At 61.6% G+C, this 21,235-nt stretch carries 15 protein-coding genes; 6 read left to right on the top strand and 9 right to left on the bottom strand.

The window, feature by feature from the left end; genetic code table 11:
- Positions 1-195: 195 nt before the first annotated feature.
- Both R3F00_RS02015 and R3F00_RS02010 read left to right on the top strand, forming a co-directional pair.
- Complete coding sequence (locus R3F00_RS02015) at positions 196-1,137, top strand: M14 family metallocarboxypeptidase (protein WP_371280019.1); 942 nt, start codon at positions 196-198, stop codon at positions 1,135-1,137.
- A gap of 212 nt (positions 1,138-1,349) precedes the next feature.
- Positions 1,350-1,820 (top strand): OsmC family protein, encoded by a 471-nt coding sequence (locus R3F00_RS02010; RefSeq protein ID WP_371280018.1) that lies wholly within the window; start codon positions 1,350-1,352, stop codon positions 1,818-1,820.
- Positions 1,821-2,069: 249 nt separating this feature from the next.
- Here the strand turns inward: R3F00_RS02010 and R3F00_RS02005 are convergent, their stop codons facing one another.
- Positions 2,070-2,519: a PaaI family thioesterase gene (locus tag R3F00_RS02005; protein WP_371280017.1), complete on the bottom strand. Its 450-nt coding sequence runs from the start codon at positions 2,517-2,519 to the stop codon at positions 2,070-2,072.
- Complete coding sequence (locus R3F00_RS02000) at positions 2,516-3,109, bottom strand: TetR/AcrR family transcriptional regulator (RefSeq protein WP_371280016.1); 594 nt, start codon at positions 3,107-3,109, stop codon at positions 2,516-2,518. Before R3F00_RS02000 ends, R3F00_RS02005 begins: the two co-directional genes overlap by 4 nt.
- Positions 3,110-3,256: 147 nt before the next feature.
- Between R3F00_RS02000 and R3F00_RS01995 the strand changes: the two genes are divergently transcribed.
- Both R3F00_RS01995 and R3F00_RS01990 read left to right on the top strand, forming a co-directional pair.
- Entirely contained in the window at positions 3,257-3,964 is a 708-nt protein-coding gene (locus R3F00_RS01995) for a glycosyltransferase (RefSeq protein ID WP_371280015.1), read from the top strand.
- Positions 3,965-4,229: 265 nt separating this feature from the next.
- Positions 4,230-5,204, top strand: a complete 975-nt coding sequence (locus R3F00_RS01990) for a hypothetical protein (protein ID WP_371280014.1) — start codon at positions 4,230-4,232, stop codon at positions 5,202-5,204.
- 151 nt (positions 5,205-5,355) lie between these two features.
- Here the strand turns inward: R3F00_RS01990 and egtD are convergent, their stop codons facing one another.
- The 4 genes from egtD to R3F00_RS01970 form a co-directional block, all read right to left on the bottom strand.
- Positions 5,356-6,321 (bottom strand): L-histidine N(alpha)-methyltransferase, encoded by a 966-nt coding sequence (egtD, locus tag R3F00_RS01985; RefSeq protein ID WP_371280013.1) that lies wholly within the window; start codon positions 6,319-6,321, stop codon positions 5,356-5,358.
- Complete coding sequence (gene egtB, locus R3F00_RS01980) at positions 6,318-7,601, bottom strand: ergothioneine biosynthesis protein EgtB (protein ID WP_371280012.1); 1,284 nt, start codon at positions 7,599-7,601, stop codon at positions 6,318-6,320. Before egtB ends, egtD begins: the two co-directional genes overlap by 4 nt.
- A 159-nt stretch (positions 7,602-7,760) precedes the next feature.
- Complete coding sequence (locus R3F00_RS01975; RefSeq protein ID WP_371280011.1) at positions 7,761-8,375, bottom strand: carbonic anhydrase; 615 nt, start codon at positions 8,373-8,375, stop codon at positions 7,761-7,763.
- Positions 8,376-8,564: 189 nt separating this feature from the next.
- Entirely contained in the window at positions 8,565-8,924 is a 360-nt protein-coding gene (locus tag R3F00_RS01970; protein WP_371280010.1) for a DUF1428 domain-containing protein, read from the bottom strand.
- Between the two features lie 176 nt (positions 8,925-9,100).
- On the opposite strand from R3F00_RS01970, the gene R3F00_RS01965 reads away from it, so the two are divergent.
- The gene (locus R3F00_RS01965) at positions 9,101-10,075 is read left to right on the top strand and encodes an ABC transporter ATP-binding protein (RefSeq protein WP_371280009.1); all 975 of its coding nucleotides are present in this window, start codon (positions 9,101-9,103) and stop codon (positions 10,073-10,075) included.
- On the top strand, positions 10,072-10,833 hold the full coding sequence (locus R3F00_RS01960; RefSeq protein WP_371280008.1) for an ABC transporter permease: 762 nt from the start codon (positions 10,072-10,074) through the stop codon (positions 10,831-10,833). The genes R3F00_RS01965 and R3F00_RS01960 overlap by 4 nt, the downstream gene beginning before the upstream one ends.
- 62 nt (positions 10,834-10,895) lie before the next feature.
- Here the strand turns inward: R3F00_RS01960 and R3F00_RS01955 are convergent, their stop codons facing one another.
- From R3F00_RS01955 to R3F00_RS01945, 3 genes are all read right to left on the bottom strand, one after another.
- Complete coding sequence (locus R3F00_RS01955) at positions 10,896-13,739, bottom strand: PKD domain-containing protein (protein WP_371280007.1); 2,844 nt, start codon at positions 13,737-13,739, stop codon at positions 10,896-10,898.
- A 196-nt stretch (positions 13,740-13,935) separates the two neighbouring features.
- Positions 13,936-14,658 (bottom strand): AAA family ATPase, encoded by a 723-nt coding sequence (locus R3F00_RS01950; RefSeq protein ID WP_371280006.1) that lies wholly within the window; start codon positions 14,656-14,658, stop codon positions 13,936-13,938.
- Positions 14,659-14,836: 178 nt separating this feature from the next.
- On the bottom strand, positions 14,837-21,172 hold the full coding sequence (locus tag R3F00_RS01945) for an MBG domain-containing protein (RefSeq protein WP_371280005.1): 6,336 nt from the start codon (positions 21,170-21,172) through the stop codon (positions 14,837-14,839).
- Positions 21,173-21,235 lie beyond the last annotated feature (63 nt).

Genomic DNA, 21,235 nt, shown 5'->3' with positions numbered 1-21,235 from the left:
CAAGAATGAATTCGTCGCGCCGCGCATGAAGGCCTCAACCAAGGCCGGGTAGTCCGTGATCGTGCTGGCCTGCCGCTCCGGCGGGCCAGCGTCTCCACTGCTGACGTGCACGTCATTCCTGCAATCGGCTCTGCTGCTTGCAGGGTGGGTGTAAAGTGTCGTGCTTCCCCGAAATGCAAGGCAGAGAGATACGGCATGACGACACAGGCTTCCTATCCCATCGGTACAGCGGGCGTTCCCTGGGGCGACGCGGAGAAGGCGCAATGGCTCGCTGCACAATCCATCCAGCGCAGCTACGCAATCGACGTAGTCAGCAGAATCGATGCATTGCGCGAACGCTTCGACATTGCGCAATATGGAGAGCTCGACTACCCCGAACAGAAGTATCCCCTGTTCGTGATCAGGAGTCGCGAATTCAACGACGCGCTGCCGACCGTGCTGATCACCGGCGGCGTGCACGGCTATGAAACCAGTGGCGTGCATGGTGCCCTGCTGTTTGCCGAACGTGATGCGGCCGGCTATGCCGGCAAGGTCAATCTGATCATCGCGCCTTGTGTCAGTCCCTGGGGCTACGAGCGGATTCATCGCTGGAACCGCGATGCAATCGATCCCAATCGTTCCTTCCGCGAGAACAGCCCGGCACAGGAATCCGCCGCGCTGGTCAATCTGGTGGCTCCAATCCGGGACAGCGTGCTGATGCACATCGATCTGCACGAAACCACGGACACCGACGAATCCGAGTTCGGTCCGGCACTGGCGGCACGCGACGGCAAGCCGTTTGAGCCGGGCGAGATTCCCGATGGCTTCTATCTGGTCGACGACACCGAGAGTCCGGAACCCGAGTTCCAGCAGGCGATCATCCGCGCCGTCGAAAAAGTGACCCACATCGCGCCGGCTGATGCCAAGGGCGAGATCATCGGCTCACCGGTCGTGTCTCCCGGCGTGATTCGCTACCCGTTCAAGCCGCTCGGTCTGTGCGCAGGCGTCACCAATGCCCGATTCACGTCCACCACCGAGGTCTATCCGGACAGCCCGCGGGCCACTCCCGAGCAATGCAACGAGGCGCAGGCCGCCGCCGCATGTGCGGCAATCGATTTTGCGCTGGCCAACCGCAGCGCGGCAACGCGAGGTCAGTGATCGAGACCCACCGGCTTGGACCGCCAACGTGTAGCGGCAGCTTCAGTCGCGATGCTCTTCCCGGCAGGTTGCGCCAGTAGCATCGCGACCAGAGGGAGTCCCCTTTTTGGGGCGACCAAAGGGAGTCCCTTTTGGGGACGAACGTAGGAAGTCCCATTTCGAGACGGCTGAAGCCGCTACTTCGTTGGCTGGATTTACCCAGGAACCTGACCATGTCCGAGCACACTGCCGTCATCGAATGGAATCGCGATTCGGCGGACTTTGCGAATGACACATACAGCCGCGCACATCGCTGGACATTCGATGGCGGTGCCGTGGTTGCCGCTTCGGCGTCGCCGCATGTCGTGCCGGTTCCGCTTGCCGACGCCAGCGCGGTCGATCCGGAAGAAGCGTTTGTGGCGAGTCTGTCCAGTTGTCACATGCTCTGGTTTCTTTCGATCGCCCGCAAGCGGGGATTTGTCGTTGATTGCTATCGCGATGCGGCGAGCGGCCGACTCGGCAAGGACGTGAACGGGAATCTGTCCATGACCGTCGTGACCTTGCGACCCGAGGTGCAATTTGGCGGCGACCATCAGCCCGATTCGGCGCAGCTCGAGTCACTGCACCACGCCGCACACAAGGCCTGCTTCATCGCAAACTCGGTGAAGACGGAGGTGCGCTGCGAACCGGTTTTCCCCGCCTGATCCGGATTCGGCCTTGATCAGCACCCGCGACCGGCGACTTGAGGTTGAGGTTTCCACCGCACGAACAGTGACCTGGCCCGACTCTATCTCGAGGCGTCACGCACAACCGGACCCTTTCCGAGGACATGCGAACCGTATTGGCGGAGGCGCCATGACTCAGCCAGATCAGTGATGGCTGTTTCGACATCTGTGTCGGTGCGGCGCTTGTCGCACGCAGCACGCGGCCCGGCGATGTGGAATTTCGGGCGTCTAGCGATCCATCACGAGCAGGGTTGATGTTGCAGAGGCCAGCAGGCGACCGGAACCATCGATCAGCTTCGCCTCGGCATAGCCCACACGTCGACCGAAACTCAGGACGCGACCCTCGGCGCGAACCTTGCCGGTGTCGGCCGTCATCGCCTTGTGGAATGCCACCTTCAGCTCTAGAGTGGTGTAGGCCTGCGTTGCGCTGATGCGCGAATGCACGGCGCAGCCGCAAGCGGAGTCGAGCAGGGTCGCAAAGTAGCCTCCATGCACGATACCCATCGGATTGTAGGCGTGCGGTCCTGGTTGACCTTCGAAAACGGCCAAGCCTTCGCCGACTTCCACCAGGGTGAAGTCGAGTGCGTCGCCGATACCAGGCCGCTTGCCCGAGGCGATCAGTGCGCGCAGCTGTGCCAGTCCGTCAAGACCTTCCCCCTGGATTTCCTTCATGCTCATGCGTGTGCCTCGAGGCCAAGCCTGGCCTTTATCAGTTTTCGGGATGCCACGAGAATGGCATCGGATTTTTCGGGCTTTGGCTCGACCCGTGCCAGCGACAAGGCTCCGACCAGCTCGGCGATGATCGATCGGGCCAGGCTATCGGCATCGGCCTGCCCAAGTGCAGCGATCATTTCAGCGACAGTCCCGGCCAGATGATCGACGCCACGCGAGAATTCGACGCGCGACACACGGCCGAGTCGCGGCAGATCCGAGGACAGTGCCGCAATCGGGCAGCCGCTGGAACGCTCGTCGCGATGTCGGCGTGAAAGGTAGTAGTCGATGAAATTCTGCAAGCCCTGTGCCGGGCTGCCGTTCTCAAGTTCGCTACGCAGGCGCGTTCCGGACAATGTGAACATGTGGGCGATCGCGGCGGCAACCAGATCATCCCTGGAGTCGAAGTGGGCATAGAAGCCGCCATGGGTGAGCCCGGCACTGGCCATTACGCTGGCGACGCCTACGCGATCGGGGCCTGACTCTCGAATGGAGCGGGCGGCAGCATCAAGCACCCGCGTGCGCGTCTCCCGCTTGTGGTCCTTGTCGTAGCGCACAGTTGCTGCCCGGCTTTTATATGATATAGATCATATAATGGTTGTACACACGTTGCAACGCGCTCCTTGGACCTTTGATTGACCGACTTGATGCCAGGAAAGACAGGCGCTCGCACGGTCTGGATCATGGCATGCCATCATCCGCTCATGATTTCCTTTGTCGTCCCGGCCCATGACGAGGAGCGCCTGATCGGAGCAACCCTGGACGCTCTTGACGCAGTCATTCGCGCCCTTGCCGAACGCGCCGAGATCATCGTTGTCGTCGATGCGTCGACCGACGCCACCGCGGCTATCGCAGGGCAGCACGGCGCCACCGTGATCGAAGTGGATTTCCGGCATATCGCGGCTACACGCAATGCCGGCGCAACCGCGGCCAGCGGAGATCGACTGTTTTTCGTGGACGCCGATACGCGGGTCGATCTCGCGGTCGTCAGCTCGGCGCTGGCAGCACTGAAATGCGGCGCCGTGGGTGGAGGCGCAACCGTCCGCCTTGATGGCCCGCTATCGCGAAGCGAACGCATCGCCCAGCGCTTCATTGCCTGGCTGCTTCGGCTGACGCGTATCGCGCCGGGATGCTTCCTTTTTTGTACGCGTGCTGCCTTTGATGCCGTCGGCGGATTCGACGAAACCTACTTCGCCGCCGAGGACGTCGCCATCAGTCGCGCCCTGGGTCGGCATGGCACGTTCGTGATCCTTCGCGAACCGGTTCGCACCTCGGCGCGCAAGCTCAGGACGCATACGATAGGCGAGCATCTCAAATTGATGTTCCAGCTTGTCTGGCGTGGCCGAAGCCTGCTGAGATCCCGCACCGATCTCGATCTCTGGTACGGGCGTCGGCGCCAGCACCCGGATTGACGGCGCCTCGACGAAGAATTGATGCGCTGCGTCAATGGGTACGCTGAAGGGTCAATGCCGGTTCGGCGCCTGTCGCGCCGGGCAATTTCGCATGAAATCTGCGGGCAATTGCGGACATTCCACAATTGACCAAGGGAACCAAGTTGCGCATGCCTGCAATAAAAGGCAGGCGCCAAAGCGTCTGGATTTCCAGCCCGAACCCGTTTAGGATCGACCCACTGCGGTTTCGGTCCATACTCGACGGATAATTGCAAGGGGATTGTTCATGATTCGAGAACTTTTTTCAGCCGGACTGTTTCTGGCCCTGACCGCGACTGTCGCCGTTGCGCAGTCTGACGAGGATTATTCAGCGCGAGTGTCCGGAAACTACGTACCCGGATCGGTTCTCGGTGGAGGCCCGATCGCACCCGACAATCTGTTCGCGGGCACGGCGCTCAATGGTCCTGGCACCAACAACAATGCCTACCTGATCGACCCGGTGACCAGTGCCGCTACTGCACTGCTTGATCTCGTGCCGATTTGGGGAGCGACTTTCGACCCTGCTGGCAATCGCATTCTCTACACGACTGAAGCTGGCGCCTCGGGAACCGTGGACGGCGCACCTCTGTTCGAGATTCCGATCGACACCGGTACACCGGCTCTGCTTGGCGTGATTCGAGACGATACAGGCGCAGAATTTCGAATTGACGGGCTGGCGATGTCGGGTGGCGTTCTCTACGGCAGTCGTGCCGCTGCAGACCGTGACGGCATCTACAGCATCGACATGACGACGTTTACGGCGACCTTGCTGATTCCTTCAACCGACAGCATCAGTGGCATCGATGCCGACCCCGCGACCGGTACGATATATGGTGTCGACGACACGATCGGCAGCCTGGTCCAGATAGACATTGGCGCAGGCACCATTACGCCGGTTGTTGCCTACCCCGATGCCGCCGAGACCGACATCGACGGACTCGCCGTCGGCAACAATCGCGCCTATCTGATTCCGGATGACAACGCCCCCGGCCTGATCTATGTCTACAACCTGCAGACCGCCAGTTTCGAAACACCGCTTACCGCACCGTGGGGGGTGACAGAGGATACATTTGCGGGCGGCGCCTATATTTCCGGCGCACCCGAACAACCGCTCGGCCCGGTGGCAGAGCTTCCGGTATTCGGTACCAAGATCGCCGCACTGCTCGCGTTGCTTCTCGGTACCCTGGCGATCGTGGTGCTGCGCAGACGCGCCACTCGCTGACGCGGCGTCCTGACCGACCTACTCGATTGAACAAACCCCGGCCCTGGTGCCGGGGTTTTTTTCCACGCGCATTCAGGCGCCGACAGGATTCAGGCCAGGCCCTTGCAGACCGGTTGACCTGCGCTGTTCGCGGGGTGTCCTGGAAAGTACCTTACGCCCGCTCGAGCATCTGCAAGGCAAACCAGTGCTGCGGATCTGTCCAGGTTCGCGTCACACGCAGGCCGGCCTTGGCCGCCATCGCTTCGAACTCCTCCTGCGAGTACTTGCAACTGTACTCGACCAGTATCGTTTCGCCTTTCGCGAAACTGTAGCTGTGGCTTCCGACGCGAACCGATTGGTCAATCCGGCTGACGATGTAGGTCTCGATGCGCCCGGCCAGCGCGTTGTAGCGTGCCTTGTGCGCAAACTGCTGCAGCTGGAAATCGCCGTCCAGTTCGCGGTTGATACGGGTCAACAGATTCAGGGTGAAGTCGCGCGTCACCCCCGCGGCATCGTTGTAGGCGGCCTCGAGAATGGCGCTGTCCTTCTTCAGGTCGATGCCGACCAGGGCCGATCCGGTCTTTCCCATCTCGATGCACATCGTGCGCAACAGGCCGGTCGCCTCGCGCTGCTCGAAGTTGCCGAGCGTCGACCCGGGGAAGAAAATCACCATGCGCCGCGCATCCTGTTCCGGACTCGGCAAATCGACCGGCTGGGTGAAGTCGGCGGCCACCGGCAACATGTCGACGTCCGGAAATTCCTCGGCGAGACTCTCGACACTGGCCGCGAGCGCGCTGGTCGATATTTCCACCGGCACATAGCCGACCGGGTCCTGCATCGCATCGAGCAGCAGTCGTGTCTTGATTCCCGCACCGCTGCCATATTCGACGAGCACGGCACGCGGACCGATCGCTGCAGCGATGTCGACAGCGTTTTCCTGCAGGATCTCCAGCTCCGTCCGGGTCAGATAGTATTCGGGCTGCTCGCAAATCTGCTCGAACAATTCCGATCCGCGCGCATCGTAGAAATATTTGGACGGGATGCGCTTGGGTGTCTGCGACAGGCCGCGGTGTACATCCACCGCAAACTCGTCGTATGGGGTCTCGGTCAGTCTCTTGGCTGGGTTGGCGGGAGTCATCGGTCCTTTCCAAGGCGCAGCCCCATGAACTGCCAACGATCGGCCGGGGCAAAGAAGTTGCGGTAGGTCGCTCGCATGTGGTCGGCGGGAGTCACGCAGGATCCGCCGCGCAACACGTACTGGCCACACATGAACTTGCCGTTGTATTCACCGAGGGCACCGGATGGCGCGCGGTAGCCCGGGTAGTTGATATAGGGGCTCGATGTCCATTCCCAAACATCGCCGAACATCTGCTGCAGCCCGCCAGCAGGCGCCGGCGCGCAAGGATGCAGGATTCCGCTCTCGACATAGTTCCCGATCATCGGATCGATTGCGCGCGCGGCCACTTCCCATTCCGCTTCGGTCGGAAGGCGCGCGCCAGCCCAGCGCGCAAACGCGTCTGCCTCATAGAAGCTGACGTGGCTGACCGGTGCGGCGGGATCGATCTCCCTGACGCCAGCCAGGCTGAACTCCTGCTGCAGATCTTCCGACCAGTAGAGCGGACGATCCCATCCGCGCTCGCAGACCGTATTCCAGCCCTCCGACATCCACAAGGTCGGCGTGCGATAGCCGCCGGCGCGGATGAATTCGGCGTATTCGGCGTTGTTGACCGGTCGGTTCGCCAGTGCATGCGGGTGCAGCAGTTCACGGTGCCGCGGCGATTCGCAGTCGAATCCGAAGCCATTGCCGTCGTGGCCCGTTTCAACGATGCCTTCCCGTCCGTTGATGAATTGCATTGCCAGGCCTCGCACCGGGGGAATATCCGGACGCTCGCGATAGACGGGCCTGAGGGGGTTCAACCAAAAAAGATGCTTGATATCGGTCAGCAACAATTCCTGATGTTGCTGCTCGTGGTTCAGCCCGAGGGTGGTCAGTGCATCACGCTCCGCGTCATCGCCCGCGACCAGGATTTGGAGCATGCGCTCATCCACACGTTCCCGATATTCCAGGACTTCAGACAGCGTGGGCCGGGTCAACAGGCCGCGCTGCGGCCGCGCATGCATCGGGCCGACCGACTGATAGTAGGAGTTGAACAGGACCATCCATTCCGCATTGAACAGCCGATAGTCGCTCGCGCGGCTCAACAGAAACTGCTCGAAAAACCAGGTCGTGTGGGCGAGATGCCATTTGACCGGACTCGTTTCCGGCATCGACTGCGCAACGGTGTCTTCGGGCGCCAGTCCGGCAAGGAGACTCAGGCTGGCCTGACGCACACGCTGATAGGCGTCCCGCAGCGATTCGCCCGACGCGGTCGCGACCGGTGCAGGTAGGGCATCACCAGCATTTTCGGATTCGAGCATGAGGGAATCTCGTTCCGCCAGATTGCGCACATTTTCCCTGTCGCGTATTTACCTGATGTGAAGGAAGGCGCCAAAGCCTCCTCTCCGCACCCAGGTTCGCATCAGGCGACCGTGCATGTCGCTGTAATCATTCACAGTACCCGTCAACGCCGAATACTGTCAGTGGTCAAGAAACTCGACGACGCCCGTCTCCAGTGAGTATTCGGCGCCGACAATCTGCAAGCCTTCTTTTTCTATGAGGTTCTCGAGGATATCGGAACCATGACGAAGCTGGTTGACCGACATGCGGATATTGTTGCGCACGGCTCGACGCACCAGTTCTTCCGGATTCTTCGCAATCTCGGTATCCATCAACGCCTCGACCGAAGGACGCACGCGATTGACGATGGATTGCAGGTTGCGTGACTGGTCTTCGGAGCGGCGCCCGAGTTCCTGGATCGTGGCCAGGATGGCACCGCACTGCGAGTGACCCAGCACGACAACGAGCCGCGTGCCGTGCTGCGTCGCTGAAAACTCGATGCTGCCGATTTGCGAAGGCGCAACGATATTGCCTGCCACGCGAATGACGAACAGATCGCCAAGCCCCTGATCGAACACGAGTTCGGCCGGTACACGCGAGTCCGAGCAACCGAGAATGATCGCAAACGGTTCCTGTTTGGTAATCAGTGCGCGGCGACGCTGTTCACTGCTTTGACCTTCACTGCCACCCAATTCGGCGACAAATCGCTGGTTGCCATCCTTCAAGCGCTGCAAGGCGTCTGCTGCCAGAACCATTGAAAACTCCTGATGCATGATGGGCCAGGGAAGACAGGCACCTTGGCCAGCCTCCGATTGTGACGCATCGGCAACGCCACAGGAAGTGACTGGCACCGCGCATGTGCGAACGTGCGAAACTCTTTTCTCGCAACCTCACCGCCGGGCAAGGGCTGGCGCCTGCCGCTGCCACTCGGCACGTTGCTCCTGTCAGAACTTCACGATTTCCCTGAATCCGCCCCAGAACATTCGCCTGGTATCGAATGGCATGCCTTTCGGGTCCACCATGTCCTTCAGGCGCGGATCAGCCATAGCCGCCTTGTTGGTCTTGTTGCGTTGTGTCTTGTTGGCGTGGATGATCCAGGAAAATATGACCACTTCGCCCTCCTTGAGCTTGACGCTCCGAGGAAACGAGGTGCGCTTGCCAACCGGCACGTCGTCACCGACACATTCGTGGTAGGCGAGCGCGCCGTGATCCATCCATACCTTGCCGGCCTTGCGCGCGATTTTCTTGTAGGCGTCCAGCTGGTCCCTGGGTACCGGTATCACGAAACCGTCTACGTAGCTCATGCTCTACTCCTCTGATCTTGAGCGGCGATTGCAGAACGCCGGAGTGACACGCGTGAGCATTGGCGCGTGCCCCACCTGCCTGCAGTGAGGCGATTTCTGCATGACACTTGAATTCCCGGCTCCGGCCCCATCTACTTTGCCGGGCTGTTGCCTGTAGATCCACGAACGGAGGCTAGATGACTTCTTCCACACATGTCCAACCTGCTGGCAAAACCGAAGCCATCGTTTCGGTCCGAAATCTCGGCAAGGTCTATGCGGGGGGCTTCGAGGCGCTGAAGAACATCAATCTGGACATTCGTCGTGGGGAAATCCTCGCTCTGCTCGGCCCGAATGGCGCAGGCAAGACCACGCTGATCAGCATCATCTGCGGCATCGTCAACGCCAGCGAGGGCTCGGTCGTGGCCGACGGTCACGACATCGTGCGCGACTATCGCAGCGCCCGAGCAACGATTGGACTGGTGCCGCAGGAATTGCATACCGATGCGTTCGAATCGGTGATGGCAACCCTCAAGTTCAGCCGCGGCCTGTTCGGCAAGCCGCCTGACCCCGCGTATCTGGAAAAGGTCCTGCGTGACCTGTCCCTCTGGGAAAAACGCAACAACAAGATCATGACGCTGTCCGGCGGCATGAAGCGCCGCGTGCTGATCGCCAAGGCGCTGGCGCATGAACCGAAAATCCTGTTCCTCGACGAGCCCAGCGCCGGAGTCGATGTGGAGCTGCGCCACGACATGTGGCAAATGGTCAGGCGCCTGCGCGAAAACGGCACGACCATCATCCTGACCACGCACTACATCGAAGAGGCCGAGGAGATGGCCGACCGCATCGGCGTGATCAACAAGGGCGAACTCATTCTGGTCGAAGACAAGAACGTACTGATGCGAAAACTCGGCAAGAAGCAGCTGACCCTGAGCCTGCAGCAGGCCATGCAAAGCATTCCCGAGGGTCTCGCCGGTCTGCCGCTGGAATTGTCCGAGGATGGCATGACCCTGACCTACACATTCGATACGCAATCCGAGGAGACCGGCATTGCCGGCCTGTTGCGCAGACTCAATGAGCAGGGCATCGACTTCCGCGACCTGCAATCCAGTGAAAGCTCGCTGGAGGAAATCTTCGTGAATCTGGTGCGCAAACCCAAGGGAGACCAGGCATGAATCTGCATGGCATTCGCGCGATCTACCGATTCGAAATGGCGCGCACGTTTCGTACCCTGATGCAGTCGATCGCATCGCCGGTACTTTCGACCTCGCTGTACTTCATCGTATTCGGTGCAGCGATCGGCTCGCGCATGGGCGAAATCGATGGCGTCGGCTACGGCGCCTTCATCATTCCGGGACTTATCATGCTGAGCCTGCTCAACGAGAGCATCTCGAACGCCTCGTTCGGCATCTACATGCCGAAATGGGCGGGCACGATTTACGAACTGCTGTCTGCTCCGGTCTCGTGGATGGAGGTCGTCATCGGCTACGTCGGCGCTGCCGCAACCAAGTCGGTCATGCTCGGACTTCTGATCCTGCTCACCGCACGATTTTTCGTCGACTATGAAATCGCCCATCCGGTCTGGATGTTCGGCTTTCTGGTGCTGACATCGGTCACCTTCAGTCTGTTCGGCTTCATCATCGGCCTGTGGGCCGATGACTTCCAGAAACTGCAAGTGGTGCCATTGATGGTCGTCACACCGCTGACTTTTCTCGGCGGCGCGTTCTATTCGATCAGCATGCTGCCGCCGATCTGGCAGAAGATCACCCTGTTCAACCCGGTGGTCTACCTGATCAGCGGATTCCGCTGGAGCTTCTACGGCCAGGCCGATGTGCACATCGCGGTTAGCACCGGCATGACGATCGGCTTCCTGCTGGTTTGCCTGACCATTGTCTGGTGGATATTCAGGACCGGCTGGAAGCTGCGCAGTTGAGCGTGTGCTGATCGGGCGGCGGAACCGAGTCAAGGGTCCCGCCGCCTGAAAAGGAATCCGGATCAATCGAATCCGTTGGCGTAGATCTCGTCTACAGGCGCGGTGTAGCGTCCCAGAATCGTGTAGTTCGTCAGAGTCGAGTAGGCATCCACGATGGCGGTATAGGTGCCCGCAGACGGAGCCGGGAAATCGCACTGCTCTTCATCGCTGGCACCGGCAGACTGGCAGATGATCTGGCCGTCGAATTCGATGCTGAGGTCGGCATCCTGATTGGCCACATTGCCGCTGGTTTCAAAATGCAGGTTGATCGCGCCGGCCGGGACTTCCAGCGTGTAGAAGCGCTTGTCACCCTGTTCTGCCTGCTGATTGGTCAAGGCCACGTCGTTGACGAGCGCAATCGGCGGCGCGTAGAAACGCACGATCTTGCTGTAGCTTCCGACAAGCCCGCCATCATCCGTCACGCTCAATGAGACGGTATAGCTGCCTGGTGCAGGGAAGGCATGCACGGGATCGACGTTGGTCGAAACCGGACTGCCGTCACCAAAATTCCATTCGTGCGCAACGATGCCACCATCGATATCGATCGAGGTATCGGTGAAGCTTCCATCCAGCCCTGCGATCGCGACATTGAAATCGGCCGTCGGCGCGGCATTGCCGACATTGCCATTGAGCAATACACGCCAGGCGCCACGACTGTAGGTGCCGGCCGTCAGCACGTGCGGCAGGTCATCGATCTCGAGGTCCGAAACGACGACGCCGAGCGGAAGCCCGGCCGAGAATGCGCTGAAATTGTCACCGCCGTCCGTGCTTTCATAGACGCCGATGTCGGTGCCGACGAAGATGCGCAAGGTGTCGAGCGGGTCGATGGCAACCGCGTTTGCCGGCACATTCGGCAAGCCGGAACCGACTGCCGTCCAGTTCGTGCCTCCACTGGTCGAGCGATACAGCCTGGCTCCGCCGAATCCGGCCCGGGTGATGAAGACGCGCTGCGGATCGGCCGGATCCATGGCTACATCGGAGACACGGCCACCGGGATAGTTACCGGTAACATCCGCGAAAGCCGGCGTCGGAATCCCTGCGTCAGGACTGGACCAGATCTTTCCTGCGGACGTGCCGACATAAGTGGGTGTCAGCGTGCCGAGTGTCTGCGGGGTAATCACGACAACGGCACTGCCGAGATTGCCGCTGATCGCGGTCCAGCTGTTGCCGCTGGTACTGGCCCGATACAGCACGTTGGACGCCACGAACAACTGGCTGCCCGCGGTAGCCAGCGGCGTGACCCAGGGAAAACTGGACGACGGCACAAGACCCGAGGTGGACATCCGCGAGAAGCTGCCGGTCGAGCCGCCCGTGAAGGAACGCACGATGTAGGGCAGGTTCGAGGAAGGGTAGCTGGTCTGGAAAACGATATTCGGATCGTTCTGGTCGATGACGTTCATGAAGCCGTCGCCGCTGGCGAATGTCAGATTCCAGAAGGCGCTGGTTCGCCGCCCCGAGGAGCTGTTGTCCTGCGCGCCGCCGAAGACGATGTTCGCATCTCCGGGATCCACCGCGATGTCGTAGAACTGGGTGATGTTGATATTCGCGTTCATGTTGGCGAACGAAGAGCCGCCGTTGTCGCTGCGCCAGATGCCGCCATCGCTGCCAATCCAGAAGCGATCCGGGTTGCTGGTCGAAAAGCGAACCACGTGCGTGTCCTGATGCACGGTCTGTCCGGAACCCCAGGAGCTCGTAAGCGGCGTGAAGCTGGCGCCCGCATTGGTCGAACGGGCCGCGCGAATCGTGCCGATCAGGACGATATCCGGATTGGCCGGATGCACGGCAATGGTCTGGTTGTAATTGCACTGGCCTTCGCAAGCACTGCCATTCTGCTGGACCCAGTTCTGCCCGCCATTGACGGTTCGGTAGACCCTTGAGCCCATCAACACGTAGAGGATGTTGCTGTCGCTTGGCGCCATCGCAAGTCGAAGCCGCGTGCCGCTGACCGAAATCCCGGTGTTGGCCGCAACCCAGGTCGCGCCGCCATCGACGGATTTCTGCACGCCGACGCCAATGAATCCTGCATAGACCGTGGCGCTGCCGGGGACAAACACGATGTCTTCGACATTGCTGCTGCCAACCTGGGTCCAGCTCAGACCCTTGTCGGTCGAGCGGTACATGCCGGCTCCGCCCAGATTGCCGTTTGCATCACAGGTACCGGCGCCACCCACCAGAATCACGTTGCTGTCGGTCGGCTGCACGGCCACGGCGTTGACGACCGACAGTGGCATTGCGGTCGGGCCGCTGCCATTGCGCGCATTCCATGTCGCACCGGCGTCTTCGCTCAGGTAGACGCCCTGGCCGAAATAGCCTGCACAAGCGCCACCGTTCTTGTCTCCCGTGCCTACCCAGACCGTATCCGGTGCCGCTGGATCGATGGTAATGGCGCCAATCGGCTGCGTGCCGATGTCGTCGAACAGCGGCGTCCAGCTCTGGCCTGCGTTGACCGTCTTCCACACCCCGCCGGCAGCGCTTCCCACGTAGACCGTGTCGTCATTGCCAGGCACTGGCGCAATCGCATTCAGGCGGCCCGCCACCCGGCCCATGATCCAGTCGACCATGTTCATCGATGAGGGGCCGAGCTCCTGCCAAGCCTCGCCGGATGCCGCGCGCAGCGGGTCTGCCCACTGGCGCTGCAACTTCAGCTCGGCGGCTGCCTCGGCGCGCAAGCGCGACGCGTCGGTGTGCGAGCGCAATGCCCTGGACTCTTCAAGCCAGCGTTGACGCTGTTCGATCTGCCAGCTTTCCTCGCGCGGGTTGTCGGCGCTGTCTTCGGCCGCAATCGCGGCATGAGTCGTCAGGGTGGAAAGCAGGAGCACGACGGGCAGCAGCAGTCCGAAACGACCGCAGATAGGATTCACAGGCACTGGATTTCCCCAGATCAGGCGGGAACAGGTCGACCCGCTATCGAACAACAAACCGCGAAGAGTATCCAAGCCCTGGCCGCATTTCCACGAGTTTCAGCGTACGACAGCGCATGCGTTGCCGAATGCGAACTGCCTGGGCGCAGCGAGCCTGCCCGCTTCGGCGGGAGTCCGCATCGGAGAAGAAGGGGAAATGCTGCTAGTCGTTGCCGTATCGCTGACTGGCCGGCACCAGCGGCGTGACATTTCCGGCAGGTCGCGCCTGCGCCTCGGAGGCGCGACGTTCGAGCCAGTTGAGCAACGCTGTCCAGTCCTCACGATGGGCAAGAATGGCCTTGCTGTCGTTGTCGAATACACTTTGACCGTGATCGGCCAGGCCGACATAAACCTGCGAATCGCGAACGCGGATCATGGCGGCCTCGGTCAGGCGATCCAGCGTTGCATCAAGCTGCCTGGCTGAAACCGTTCGCGCACGCAGGCGGTTGGCGACCATGGCGACGCGCAAACGGCCTTTGCGCACTTCGTCGAGCTTGCGCACCATGTCGATGAAGCCGAGCGTCGCGCGCAGGTCGATCGGAGACGGCACCACCGGAATGACGAGCGCATCGGCATGTCGTGCGAACTGCGAGAATTCGTGCGATCGCAATCCGGCCGGTGTGTCGATCAAGAGTACTTCGGTCTTGGCCGGAATGCGCAGGACCCATCCCGAACTGAGTCCATACGTCGGGTCGTTGCTGGCCAGCGCATGCACCGGTGGAAGATGGGCGGCACGTTGCTCGCACCAGGCCAGGGACGAACCCTGCGGATCGCAATCGATCAGTGTTGTGTGGCGACCGCTGCGCGCGAAATACCCTGCCAACGAGGTTGTCAGCGTGGTTTTCCCGCAGCCTCCCTTGCTGTTGGCGATGAGCACTCGAAACATGCTGCCTACCCCTGATGCCATGCCGTGCGAGCGGCCTGATGCCCGCACTCTACGCCAGTCGCGGTGCGGAGAGAAGTCAGGTCATTCCTGAACTTGGCGGCGCATGTCACTGATTGCACCACAAAAAAGCCGCCGACCCTTGGGCCGGCGGCTGCTCAGTTTGGATGCTTGCCTGGTGCTAGTCCGCGCGTGGCAAGTGGATCGTCAGGCCCGAGGTTGATGCGAGTGCCAGCTGCAGGTCGTCCCTGCCGCCGACCAGCAACAGCTGCCCTTCAGCCAGGCCGATCGCCAGCTGCGCCGTGCCCTCGGCCACGGCCGTCCAGGCACTGACCCGGTCCGGGCCGAGCAGACGCACCAGCAACTGCTGGCTCGTGCGCAGGGCCTGGACTTCGTAGCGGGCCTCGCCGTTGCCGATGCGGGCCAGTTCGACGATCCGGCCCTCACTGGTCCAGGCACCGGCCAGGGCCAGTGTCTTCACCGTGTCGCCCGCCAGCGTGCTGGCCGTGTCCGGATTGACCAGCGAGTCGCCGTCCTCGGCACCGTCACCTCCCGGATCAAAACCGTCGCGGAAGATCACGATCTGGGTCAGGTCCGTGGCGCTGTCGTTGCCGGGATTGCTGTCGCTCGCGGCCGTGACCGTCACTTCGGTCTCGATCAGATCGGTCGGCAGCGAGGCGTTGTCGTCCACCCACGCATTGAACAGGTAGACCACGCCACCACCAGCCGGAATGCCCAGCGCCGCGTCGTTCAGGTTGCCCGTGCCGCTCGGCGTGCACGAGGCACCCGGGCTGACCTGTACGCATTCCCAGCTCGGGCTCGCGTTGAGCAGGGTGATCGGCAGATTGCTGACCACGCTGGCACCGCTGATGTCCGTGTTGCCCGGGTTGTTGACCACGATCGTGTAGGTCAGCAGCTTTCCGTACTGCACAAAGCTGCGGTTGTCGGTGATCGTCACCGCCAGATCCGGCGCATCGGCCTCGATGATCTGCAGCACGCCACTGGCCTGCGGGCCGGTGTAGTTGCCGTCGGTGATCGTCGCGACCACGGCGTACACGCCCACCGCGCTCGGCGCCGTGGCGCTGCCGTTGTAGGTCACGCTGTAGGCCACGCCACTCGGCGTCGAGGACACCGTGGCCGACTTCGGCGTGCCGTCGAAGACCTGGACCAGATTGCTGAGCGCCAGGGTCGCATCGGCCGGCGTGATGCTGGCCGTGTTCGTGCCGCTGGCGGCATAGGTCGTGCCGTTGCAGGTGGCGCTGACCGCGTAGTCACCGACATTCGGGCCGAACACCGGGGTCACCACGCAGGCCGTGCCCGGCTCTTCGGTGATGAACGCCGTCGCCACATGCGTGTTGCCGTCGTAGACAAAACTCAGCTCGTCCCACGTCACCGTGCCGATGATCGGATCGTTGGTCAGGGAAAGGCTGGCGGTCAGGTTCATGCTGTCGCTGCTCGCGACGACCTCATAGCTGCCGGCCAGGTTGTTGGCCGTGGCCGTGCTCGAGATGACGCCGTTGTAATTGGTCACGCTGCTCGGGGTTCCGAGCACGGCCGAGGCACCGCTCATCGGCGGAATGAAACTCATGCTCTCGCCCATCACCGCACCGCCAAGGACATCCACCATTCGCGCCTGCAGCGGATTCGCGAACGCCGTATTGACCAGGGTCGACTGGCCGCTGCCGGCGTAGGCAACCACCGCCGTCGGGCTGTTGGAGCCGCAGGCCGGATTGCCGATCGGGTTGACCGGCAGGCCGTCAGCCACATAGGCATTGCTGCCAGTGACCACGGCGTTGCCGCCGCCGTACCAGTTCGATCCGACGACGAGGTCCTGGGCCAGGCCGTTGTTGACGTCCGCCGTGATGCTGCCAACGATGGCGTTGTGCAGGATGCGGATGCCGGTGTTCGGCACGCCACCGAAGAACGGGAAGGTCGAGATGCCGCGGTTGGCGCCACTGATGCTGTTGCAGCTGAAATCGATGGACTCTTCCTTGTCGGAGAGGAAAAGACCGGTGGCGACGCCGGACACCTCATTGCCACGGATCTGGATGCCGGCAGCATTGGTGACAACGAAGGCGTTGCTCGTGCCGACGCTCATCGGATCGCTGATCACATTGCCAAGGATCGACGAATTGAGCACCGAGCCATTGCCGCCATTCATCTGGATGGCGATGTTCTCCACGCTGTCGAAGTGGTTGTTGGACACCTCCGCGTTGATCGTGCCCTTGTACAACTGGATCGCAGTGCCGTTCAGCCCGGTTCCGCCGATATTGGCAAACAGGTTGCCCGTGATCGTGAAACCGCTGGCGGGATTGCCCGTGCCCGGTTCGAAACGGATGCCGACGCCATTGCCGATATCGACGATGCGGTTGTTGGCCAGTTGCAGATTGTCGCGACTGGCTCCGCCGGGAAGGATCGCGACACCGGTATCCACGCGTATCGTGAAACCCCTGACATTCGAGTTGCTGGCAGCCAGGGTCAGTGCGGTGCCACTGGGCGGATGGATGGTGGCTTCACCCATGCCGGTCCGGAGCGGATCGAATCCTGTTGTTCCGCTGAACGGCCCAAGCAGCGTCACGCCCTTGTTGAGCACGACATTTTCGGCATAGACGCCGGGGCCCACGAGAATCAGGTCTCCACTCTGGGTCGCCGGATCGTCGATCGCGGCCTGGATCGAGCAGAAGAAGGTTCCGCGCGAATTGTTTTCCACGCTGCGCTCAAGATGCTGCCCCGCCGGATTGCTGACGCTGCGACTGTCGACATCGTTGCCGGCAAAGTCGTTGCTGCCGACTGCGACGCAGGTGGCCGGTGCATTGCCGCGCGAGAAGAAGTCGTTGGTTGCCGCCTGATTGCTGTCGCCGGGAAAGCCGTCGTTGCCTGCCTGCAGCTGCAGGGCGACGTCATTGGCCGACAGGGTGTTCGCATAGACGCTTGAACCGGTGCCTTCCATGACGATGCCGAAGCCGTCATTGGGGCTGCCGGCCACCGGCACCCAGCCGCTGACCGTATTGCCGGTGACCACCACGCCGGAGACCGTATCGGTCTCTCCGCAGGTCGGGCAATAGCCGCGCCGGATGACAGAAATGCCGCTGACGTCGCGCTGATCGGTCGACGTCGGCATGGCCGGACGCGTGACCATGTTGTTGCTGACCACGATCGAACCGTCACCCGTGGTTTCGCCGGTACCGTTCGGCAGCTTGATCTCGATGCCGAAGCGGCCGGTGTTGCTGATCGTGTTGTTGTCGATCAGGTTGGCGCCTGCGCCGGACTGCAGGCCGATGAAGGCCATGCCCGAATCGCCGACGTTTTCGACCACGTTGCCGGTCACCGTGACGCCGGAAGCGGTACCGTCCTGCAGCTCGATGCCGCAACAGCCGGTCATGTCATGCACATAGTTGTCGGTGATCGTGATGTTCGACTTGTAGCCGTTCCAGATGACCAGACCGCGCGCCGCCGAAGCACTGACTTCGTTGCCATCGAAAGTGACGCTGTCGACCGGGCCGTTCATGTAGACGCCGCCACCGTTGAATCCGCCGAGATCGGCGCGGCAGTTGGTGAGCACGGTGTCGACAATACTGGTGCCGTGGTTGCCGGCAGCACCATAGATGCAGGAGTTGTGCACGTTACGCACGCTGAGGTTGGTGATCGTGCTGCCCATGCGACCGTTCGGCAGGGTGATGCCGGGCTGGTTGCCATTGCCGCCATCGATGATGGTGCCGGCACCCGCACCGCTCAGGGTCATGTTGTCGTGGCTGAAGGTGACGTTCTCGAGGTAGAGGCCAGCGGGTGCACTGAGTTCGTCACCGTCGATGGTGCCGGCATCGTTCATGCCGGCGCTGATGCTCGGGAACAGGGCGCCATCACGAACGCGGGTCACCAGACCGTTGATGTACTCGGTCTCGGCGATCGATCCACCCGTGATGTTGACGACCGGCTGGGTGCCGCGCAGGGTGAATTGCTCGAGACCACTGACGCTGTGCCCAAGCCCCGTGAAGCTGTTGTCCGCGCAGACCGTGATCGGCTGGTAGCCGGTGTTGCCGGTGTCATCGAAGACATTGATGCCGGTCAGCTGGGTGCCGAGCGTGGCAGCGTTTTCGACGAAGCTGTTGTTGCAGATCGAAACGTTCTGCACGGTCGTTCCGGGGCGCGCACGCACCGTGATGCCGACCTGATTCAGCGAGTTCGTGCTGCCATTGTCGGCGAACGTCGAACCGGTCACGCTGAAGCCGTTGATGGCGCTGCCTGCGCCACCGGTCTTCAGCCAGATGCCGCCGCCGAAGCCGCTGGCGTTGGCGTTGTCGTTGGACAGGAACTGGCTGTTGCTGATGTTCCAGTCGATGATCTGGCCGTTGCCGCTGGCGGATGCACCGAACAGGATGATGCCGGCACTATTGTTGCTGAATGTCGTACCGCTGATGCTGACGTTGCTGGCCTGGGTCGTCGTTGCCGTGCGCATGCCACTGCTCGCATTCGCATCGAAAAGGCTGTCCTCAATGACGATGTCGTCGGATACGCCGACAAGATTCAGGCCCACGCCGCCATTGCCGCTGAAGCTGACCTGATCGAAGGCGATATGGGATGCGCTGCTGACGAGTACGCCATCACCAGCCGGATTGCTCACGCGCAGGTTCTGCAGCAGCAGTGGCGCGGCCATCGATGCGCCACTGGTATTGATGGTCACCGCATTGCTGACCAGGGTATCGATGGCCGAGTTGCCGTCACCAATGATTTGCACGGCTTTGGCCAGGGTCACGCTGTCGCTGTAATTGCCCTTGGCCACGTACACCGGGCCGCCGACATCAACATGCATGACGCCCACCGGAATCGTGGCAAATGCGTTGATGCCGAAGTAGACGGTACCGGGATTGACCGCGCCATGGTTGAAGACCAGCGGATCGCCATAGCTGCTGCCGGCATAGTCGTCATCGACAAAGACCATCGGCGTGGTGGCCATGATGCCGTAGTCGACAATGCCGAGCTGCGGATCGGCCATCTGGTCGAACGTGTGGCCGAGCAGGCTGGACTTCTGGCTCGCCGTCATTGCCGACGGGACAACGCCGTCGAATTCGTTGTTGACCGCAATGACGTTGCCGCTGAACGGTCGCACCTGGGTATTGGTATTCGGGTTGCTGCCGATCGCGCCGGCGTAGTCGAGGAACGTGCAGGTCGGTGCGCTGACCGTGTTGCAGTTGTTGTTGTCGAGGTGGAAGTACCAGCGCAGGTTCACGTCGAACTGATTGGCTTCGCCGGGAGCGGCGCCACCGAACAGGAGGCTGCCGAACGTGGCTGCGCCATTGTCATTGTTGTCATCGAGGAACTCGACGGCACGACCGGCGCCAGCGATGCCGCTGCCATTGAAGATGTTGCCTGTCGCGGTGATCGCCATCGGCAACGGCGCTGCCGGCGTTCCGGTGCTGAGCTGCTTGTTGCTGACCACGAGCGACTGGAAGTCGCTGGCACCGGGTGCCGGGGTAAACGTATTTCCGCTGAAAAGGGTGCCCGGGAAGTTTTCGACCAGCACGCCTCGATAGCTGCCCTGATGGCCGGCAAAGGTGTTGCCACTGACAGTCAGCGGGATCGCCTGGGAATTGCCGATCAGGCGCATCAGCGAGAAGTCTGCGGGATACGGCGTGCTGTCGTTGATGCCGGCAGCCGCATTGATCTGGTTGTTGCTGATCGTGAGTGCGCCGGAGCTGGCGTTTGGAACGGCCAGTTCGAGGCCGCGTCCGTTCAGGGTATTGCCGTCGATCAGGGTCGTGGTTGCCGACGAGGCAACGGTGCTGGTCGGAAAGCGCACGCGGATGTCATGGACACCGGCCGTAATCTGGTTGTTGGTGATTGCACCCGTACCGCCATCCATGTCAATTGCGATGCGCATGAACAGGCTGGTCGGGATATCGACCACGCCATTGAAGGTATTGCCGTTCACCGTGACGAACGAGCCGTTGACCCGCGGCAGGCCTTGAGAGTTCTGCGTGTCGTTGATCGAGATGGCGTTGCGGAATCCGTAGCTCGAATTCACGAGGAAATTGGATCGGCTGGACATGAAGCTGTTGTCGGCAATCAGCAGGCCATCGACGAAGCCGCTGGCGAGGATGCCTTCAGCGACAAAGGTCTGGTCCATCGCGAAGTTCAGGTTGCGGACCTGCACGTTCCTGACCCCGTTGATGACGAGCAGGGCCTGGTTGGTCGGTCCGGAAATGCGGGTCAGGACTGGCTTGTCGGCCGGATTGCTGCCCTCGAGTCGCAGGCCTTCCTTGTTCACCAGCAGCGGGCTTACATAGGTACCCGGTGCAATGCTGATCGTTTCGTTGATCGCGGCCTGGCCGATTGCGTACGCGATGGTCAGGCAGGGGGAGCCGGCACTGGTGCAATTTCCCGTGTCGACACCCCCCGCGGCATTGACGTAGCGGATGGTTCCGCCCGCGTGAGCCATCCCGTTGGCGCCAAGCATGGCGACGAGAAACAAGACACAGCTGCTGAAAGTGCGGCGCAGCGACAGATTCAATCTTTCCATGATGGTTCCTTTCTGATGGTTCTCATTCGGGCGACCGGCTGGCCGCCCAGATCACGCGTGCTT

The sequence above is a fragment of the Dokdonella sp. genome, assembly GCF_041395345.1.
In the GTDB taxonomy this organism is placed as follows: domain Bacteria; phylum Pseudomonadota; class Gammaproteobacteria; order Xanthomonadales; family Rhodanobacteraceae; genus Dokdonella.
The sequence above is the reverse complement of the archived record's forward strand: the minus strand, read 5'-3'. Positions and strand labels throughout refer to the sequence as shown.